Genomic DNA, 6,622 nt, shown 5'->3' on the forward strand with positions numbered 1-6,622 from the left:
CCACTTTAAATAGAAATACCATCTCTCAGCTGTTTTAGATGTGACTATATTGAATCCGGGAATAAATTCCCAGCTCGTATCTCGTATATAGTACCCATGAATGTATAGTTCAACTTTTTTGATAAGATGAATAAATAGTATTCCTCAACTCGATTAAAATTGACAATTTGGAAATTTCAACTTTCAGATTAACTTATGGAAGTGTTTTGATGTTAAACGTTTAAACCTAATAATACGGAGATAGTTATGAGTAATTCTTCACTTTCCAAAAATCATGATCTTGCATTGTTACTGCTCAGAATTGGTGTAGGTATCGTTTTTGTTGTAGCCGGCTGGGGAAAATTGAACGGAATAGAAGGTGTCCAGGGCTTCTTTGGAAACCTTGGTATTCCAATGGCCGGAATTATGGCTTGGGTAGTGGCATTGACAGAATTCGTCGGAGGCTTAATGGTATTGGTTGGATTTAAGGCTCGTATTCCGAACCTGCTGCTTGCATTCATTATGGTGGTCGCAATTTTTACAACAAAACTTGCTGATTTTGATATTTCCAGTGCAGGTGTTAGAGTAGATATTTTGATGTTGCTCATTACCATTTCACTTGCAATCATGGGCAGCGGCAGTTACTCCATCGATGCGAAGATGGGTGGTTCCGGTGACAGTGATTAACTGAGATGTAACTATCAACAAAAAACCCCTTCATTCGAAAGAGTGGAGGGGTTTTGTTTTGAAAGCAGAAATGTCAGACTTGTATGCGTTCCGCCGGTAGACGGATCCTGACAGCATCTGAACTTTTCTTAAATATTAAAAACCGAAGTTGCCACGGCTCATCTTTATAATTCTGGACAAATTTAAATAATCTAGAACCACCCCTTAATCCCCTCCTTTGAAAGGAGGGGAAATGACTTCAAGTGAAGGGGTTTATTACCCACTCTAGATTTAAAACAATCCCGAAATATTCCCTTCTTCATCCACATCCATGTTGTAGGCGGCAGGGACTTTGGGCAGGCCGGGCATCAGCATCATATTTCCGCAGACAACCACCAGAAACTCAGCTCCGGCGGAGAGGCGGATGTCTGTCACCGTCAGCGTCCAGCCTTTGGGAGCCCCCAGTTTATTCTTCTGATCACTCAGTGAACTTTGTGTTTTGGCAATGCAGACCGGCAGCTTGTCGTAGCCCATCCGCTTGAATCTTGAGAGCTCTTTTTCAGCCTTCGTTTCAAAGTAGATCTCATCCGCACCGTAAATTTCTGTTGCGATGGTTTTGATCTTCTCTTCAACCGGAAGCTCAACATCATAAATCGGTTTAACATCCGAAGGCGTTTCTGCCGCTTTCACAACCTCTTTAGCCAGCTTTGCGGTTCCTTTTCCACCCTCCTTAAATGCTGTATGGGGGACACAGGCCACGCCTTGTTGCTTGCACCAGTTCTGAATCCATGTGATCTCCTTGTCGGTGTCGTCATCAAACCTGTTAATGGCCACAACCACATTCGCTCCAAATTTCCGTACATTCTCGATGTGTTTTTCGAGATTTACGATTCCCTTTTCAAGTGCGGTTACATCCTCTTGGTTGATGTCGTCCATACCCACACCGCTGTGCCATTTCAGCGCTTTTACAGTAGCAACCAAGACCACGGCCGATGGAAAAATGCCGGTCTGCCGCCCCACGATATCGAAGAATTTTTCAGCTCCGAGATCAGCTCCGAATCCGGCTTCGGTTACAACATAATCAGCAAACTTGAGTGCCATACGGTTGGCGATGACGCTGTTGGTTCCATGGGCGATATTGGCGAACGGTCCGGCGTGAACCAGAACGGGAACTCCCTCAGTGGTCTGAACCAGATTTGGCATAATTGCCTCATTCAGAACCACTGCCAGGGATTTCTCTGCCTGAAGATCTTTTGCCCGAACCGGTTCGTCACTTCGAGTATAACCGATAATCATATTTCCGAGGCGTCGTTTGAGATCTTTTCGGTTTTCAGCCAGTGCGAGTACGGCCATAATTTCGGATGCGGCTGTGATGATAAAATTGGATTCTCTCGGTACTCCGTTCGGATATCCGCCCAAACCGATTACCACGTTTCGTAAGGCGCGTTCATTCATGTCGAGTGTACGGTTCCACACCGGTCGAGTCAGATCGATTTGTAGATCATTCCCCTGATGGAGGTGGTTGTCTACAATGGCTGCCAACAGATTATGTGCCGTTGTGATGGCATGCATATCTCCGTTAAAGTGAAGATTGATCCGTTCCATGGGCAACACTTCCGATTTTCCGGCTCCGGTGGCTCCGCCCTTCATTCCAAAAACAGGCCCGATGGATGGCTCACGCAGAGTAATCATCGCATTTTTCCCGATTTTCTGTAGTCCCTGGCCCAGCCCAATACTGGTCAGTGTTTTACCTTCTCCGGCGCGGGTGGGTGTGATGGCGGTAACCAGAATCAGTTTTCCATCCGATTCCTTTTCACGATTCTTCAGGGCATTGAGCCTGATCTTTCCTGTGTATTTTCCGTAAAACTCAAATTCGTCCTCTTGCAGATTCAGTTCAGCCATGAAATCTCTCATGTGCTTCAACCCGCCCTCTGTAGGTCTCTTCATGTTTTGCAGCTCCGTTTTTTATTTTTTTCTTCTTTACAGTTTGATTCGACACGACCTGTCAGCGTGCCGAAATCATTCGGTACCTGACAGCGTCAAAAAAATTTGTAATACCTAATAATGGGGTGTATAAAATATTATCTCATGTTTATATCAAAGTGTTCAAATCACTCTCAAATCGAACGATTGCATTTATAATAAAACTTTTCAGATGCAGATGTCTTAAGGGAATCCCTGAATTCGGCATCATTTTTACAAATAAGCCTGGTTTCATTTATTATGTTCTTTATTTAGAAGTTGAATTTAAAGTTCCCTTCCTTCGAAGGAGGGGATTAAGGGGAGGTTGAGATAATCTGGATTTAATTAAAGTTCTGAAACTGTAGACTACCACCCCAGCCCCTCCTTACACAGGAGGGGAGTGCTGTATCGACTACATACCTTTCAACGTCTAAGCTTTTATTCAACAAACCACAACTCAAACCAATCAAACAAGATGAAGAATTTGATACGAATGCTTTCGCTGGCGCTTTTTTCGGTGCTGTTTGGCTTTGCGTCTCTTGCAATGGGCCAGTCAGCACAAGGGGAAGAAGAACCGAGCCATAAAGATTTACAAATAGAACCGGACCGATCTGTTCATCTTCAGGTGAATGAAGGAACGTGGATGTCGTTGGATATTCACCCATCCGGAGAGAAGATGATATTTGAATTTATGGGCAACCTCTTTGAGCTGCCCATCGAAGGGGGAGAGGCTGTGCAACTGACTCACGGAATGGGTTTTGATACTCAGCCATCTTACAGTCCGGACGGGAATAAAGTTGTGTTTATTTCTGACCGTAGCGGCGGGGATAACGTCTGGATTCTGGATCTGGAGACGATGGAGGCAGAACAGCGAACCCGCGGAAATAATTACCGAATGCAGTCACCGATCTTTACGCCGGATGGGAACTACATCATTGCGGCACGCACCGGTTTGAGAAGCGGTGTGCATAAACTCTGGATGTATCATGTGGATGGCGGGAATGGAACGGAATTCATGGATACGCCAAACAACATGAAAACGATTGAGCCGGCATTTGGTGCGGATGATCAATATCTCTGGTTTTCACAACGATCGGGTGATTGGAGCTACAACGCTATTCTTCCTCAGTATCAAATTGCCAAAGTGGATCTGGAAACAGGTGAACGACACACCCAGACAGCCCGGACAGGGTCAGCTTTCCGCCCAACTCTCTCTTCGGATGGGAAGTGGCTGGTCTACGGAACCCGTCATGAAAATGAGACGGGATTGGTATTACGTGATCTGGAAACCGGTGAAGAGCGTTGGCTGGCCTACCCGATCCAGCGGGATGATCAGGAGAGCCGGGCAACACGCGATGTGCTTCCAACCATGTCGTTCACACCGGACAATCAGCACGTGATTACCACTTACGGCGGTAAATTCTGGAAAGTACCGATCGATCCGGCAGGCGAAGCTGTAGAAATTCCTTTTGAAATTGATACCGAAATAGAGCTGGGTCCGCGCTTGGAGTTTAAGTATCCGATTGAAGACACCGAGCAGTTTGTGGTTCGTCAGATTCGAGATGCGGTTCCCTCACCTGATGGAACAAAGCTCGCATTCACCGTTCTGAATGATCTCTACGTGATGGAACTTCCGGATGGAACTCCGCGTAAATTGACGGAGCTAAATAGGGTTGAGGCATTCCCTACATGGTCGCCCGACGGCCGGTGGATTGCTTTTGCAACCTGGCATCCGGATGAAGGCGGACATATCTACCGCAAACGTGCCGATGGCCGAAGAAATGCTCAGCGTTTGACAAATCAATCCGGAGTTTATCAGCAGCTGGCATGGTCAAAAACTCAGGACCGGATTGTTGCCGTTCGTGGTAGTGAGCGAAACTTCACCACAGCACCGGGTCCTTTTGTACCGTTTTCATCGGATGATCTGATCTGGATTCCTTCAGATGGCGGTAATGCTAACTTTATCGCAAGCACCGATGGACGTAGAAATCCGCACTTCATTAAAAACAACGACCGGATTTTCCTGAACCATACCATGCGCGGGTTGATCTCCATCCGGTATGATGGAACTGATGAGCGCGAGCATGTTCGTGTGACCGGTCCAACAGCTCCGGGATCAAGCAGTCCCTCAAGAGCTTCAACGATTCTGATGGCACCGGAAGGGGATCAGGCGTTGGCAGAAATTGGCAGTGATATCTACACGGTTACGGTTCCAAGAGCCGGTGAAGCGCAAACGATCAGCGTTGCCAATCCGGATCGGGCGGCATTTCCTTCCATCAAGCTGACGGACATTGGCGGACAATTCCCGGCATGGAGCTGGGACGGAAGAACTGTTCACTGGTCAATTGGGAATGGTCACTTCAGGTACAATCTGGATGATGCTGCCGAGCGCAAGCGGGAACAGGAGCAGTACGATCGTGAGAAGAAAGAGGCTGAAGGTGTAGAAAATGAAGATGCCGAAGAGTCGGAAGAAGCAGAGGATGATGAATCCGATGAGAATAGTGAAGAGGACAGTGATCGTCCGGAAGATTACAAGGCTGAAGAGCTGACGGTTGAGGTGATGGCCAATCGCGACACACCTCAGGGAGTGCTTGCACTTCGCGGTGCTACGGTGATTACCATGAATGGCTACGAGATTATCGAAAATGCGGATATTTTGATTGAAAACAATCGTATTGCGGCTGTCGGTGAGCGCGGATCTGTTGAGATTCCGTCAAATGCGGAAGTTCGCGACATGAGTGGCAAAACGATCGTACCGGGTTTTGTGGATACCCACGCACACGTACGTCCGTACAGAAATCTGCATCAGCCGCAGATCTGGTCATTCCTGGCCAATCTGGCGTATGGTGTAACCACGCTTCGAGATCCCCAGACCGGTACGACCGATCTGATCACCTATTCCGATCAGGTTACGGCAGGTAATATCATCGGCCCGAGAATCTATCAAACCGGACCGGGAGTATTCTGGTCGGAGAATATCCAAAGCCTGGATGAAGCACGTGATGTATTGACCCGCTATAGCAAATATTACGATACCAAAACGATCAAAATGTATGTGGCCGGTAATCGGGAACAGCGACAGTGGATTCTTCAGGCTGCCAAAGAGCAGGAGCTGATGCCAACAACAGAAGGCTCGCTCAACATGAAGCTGAACATGACGATGCTGATTGACGGTTACCCCGGGCAAGAACACAATTATCCAATCTCTCCGGTGTACAGTGATGTGGTGAAAGTGACGGCTGAGTCGCAGATGGCCTATACGCCGACTCTGCTGGTTACATATGGCGGACCGTGGGCGGAAAACTATTTCTATGCTCATGAGGATGCAGCTAACAATCCAAAGCTGAAATATTTCACACCCCGGGCTGAAATTGAGAGTAAGGCACTGCGCAGAAGTGCAGGCTGGTTCCATGATGATGCCTATGTGATGGATCGCCATTCCAGAATTGTAGAGGATATCTACGACGAAGGTGGAATTAACGGCGTTGGCAGTCACGGTCAGCTTCAAGGGCTCGGTTACCATTGGGAGCTCTGGGCAATGGCCTGGGACGAAATGGATCCGCACAAAGCTCTGAGAATTGCAACGATTCAGGGTGCAGAAGCACTCGGTTTGGATGGTGATGTCGGTTCTATTGAAGTAGGCAAACTGGCAGATCTGGTAATTTTAAATCGCAATCCGCTGGAGAATTTGAGAAATACAGATTCCATTCAGTATGTGATGAAGAACGGACGACTCTATGATGGAGATACCCTCAATGAGGTGTGGCCAAGAATGCAAACCGCAGGACCGTTTCCATTTCAGTCGCCCGAGCCGACAGGATTACCCGGATTGCAGATGATGGGAAATTAATATAATGACCTGTCAGCGCACAGGCGGAAGCCTGTTCCAGACAGCGTCTTTTCCATCTCTTAAGTTTACAGAAAAAGGACAGTTTGATAAGTTCAGGCTGTCCTTTTTTTGTGTTGATTAGTATCGAATGAATTTATTAACCCCAGTTCGATTTATAATTTTTGG

The 6,622-nt window shown here is 47.2% G+C and carries 3 protein-coding genes; 2 read left to right on the forward strand and 1 reads right to left on the reverse strand.

All coding sequences use genetic code 11. The annotated features are described in order from the left end of the window. The first annotated feature begins 246 nt into the window (after positions 1–246). Entirely contained in the window at positions 247–666 is a 420-nt protein-coding gene (locus BG260_RS13640; protein ID WP_069133516.1) for a DoxX family protein, read from the forward strand. A 270-nt stretch (positions 667–936) separates the two neighbouring features. On the opposite strand, the gene BG260_RS13645 is transcribed toward BG260_RS13640, so the two are convergent. Further along, a complete protein-coding gene (locus BG260_RS13645; RefSeq protein ID WP_069133517.1) occupies positions 937–2,592 on the reverse strand; it encodes a formate--tetrahydrofolate ligase in 1,656 nt (551 codons plus the stop codon). A 490-nt stretch (positions 2,593–3,082) separates the two neighbouring features. Between BG260_RS13645 and BG260_RS13650 the strand changes: the two genes are divergently transcribed. After that, the gene (locus tag BG260_RS13650) at positions 3,083–6,457 is read left to right on the forward strand and encodes an amidohydrolase family protein (protein ID WP_069133518.1); all 3,375 of its coding nucleotides are present in this window, start codon (positions 3,083–3,085) and stop codon (positions 6,455–6,457) included. The last annotated feature ends 165 nt before the right edge of the window (positions 6,458–6,622 follow it).

This window comes from Rhodohalobacter halophilus (assembly GCF_001715195.1).
Lineage (GTDB): Bacteria > Bacteroidota > Rhodothermia > Balneolales > Balneolaceae > Rhodohalobacter > Rhodohalobacter halophilus.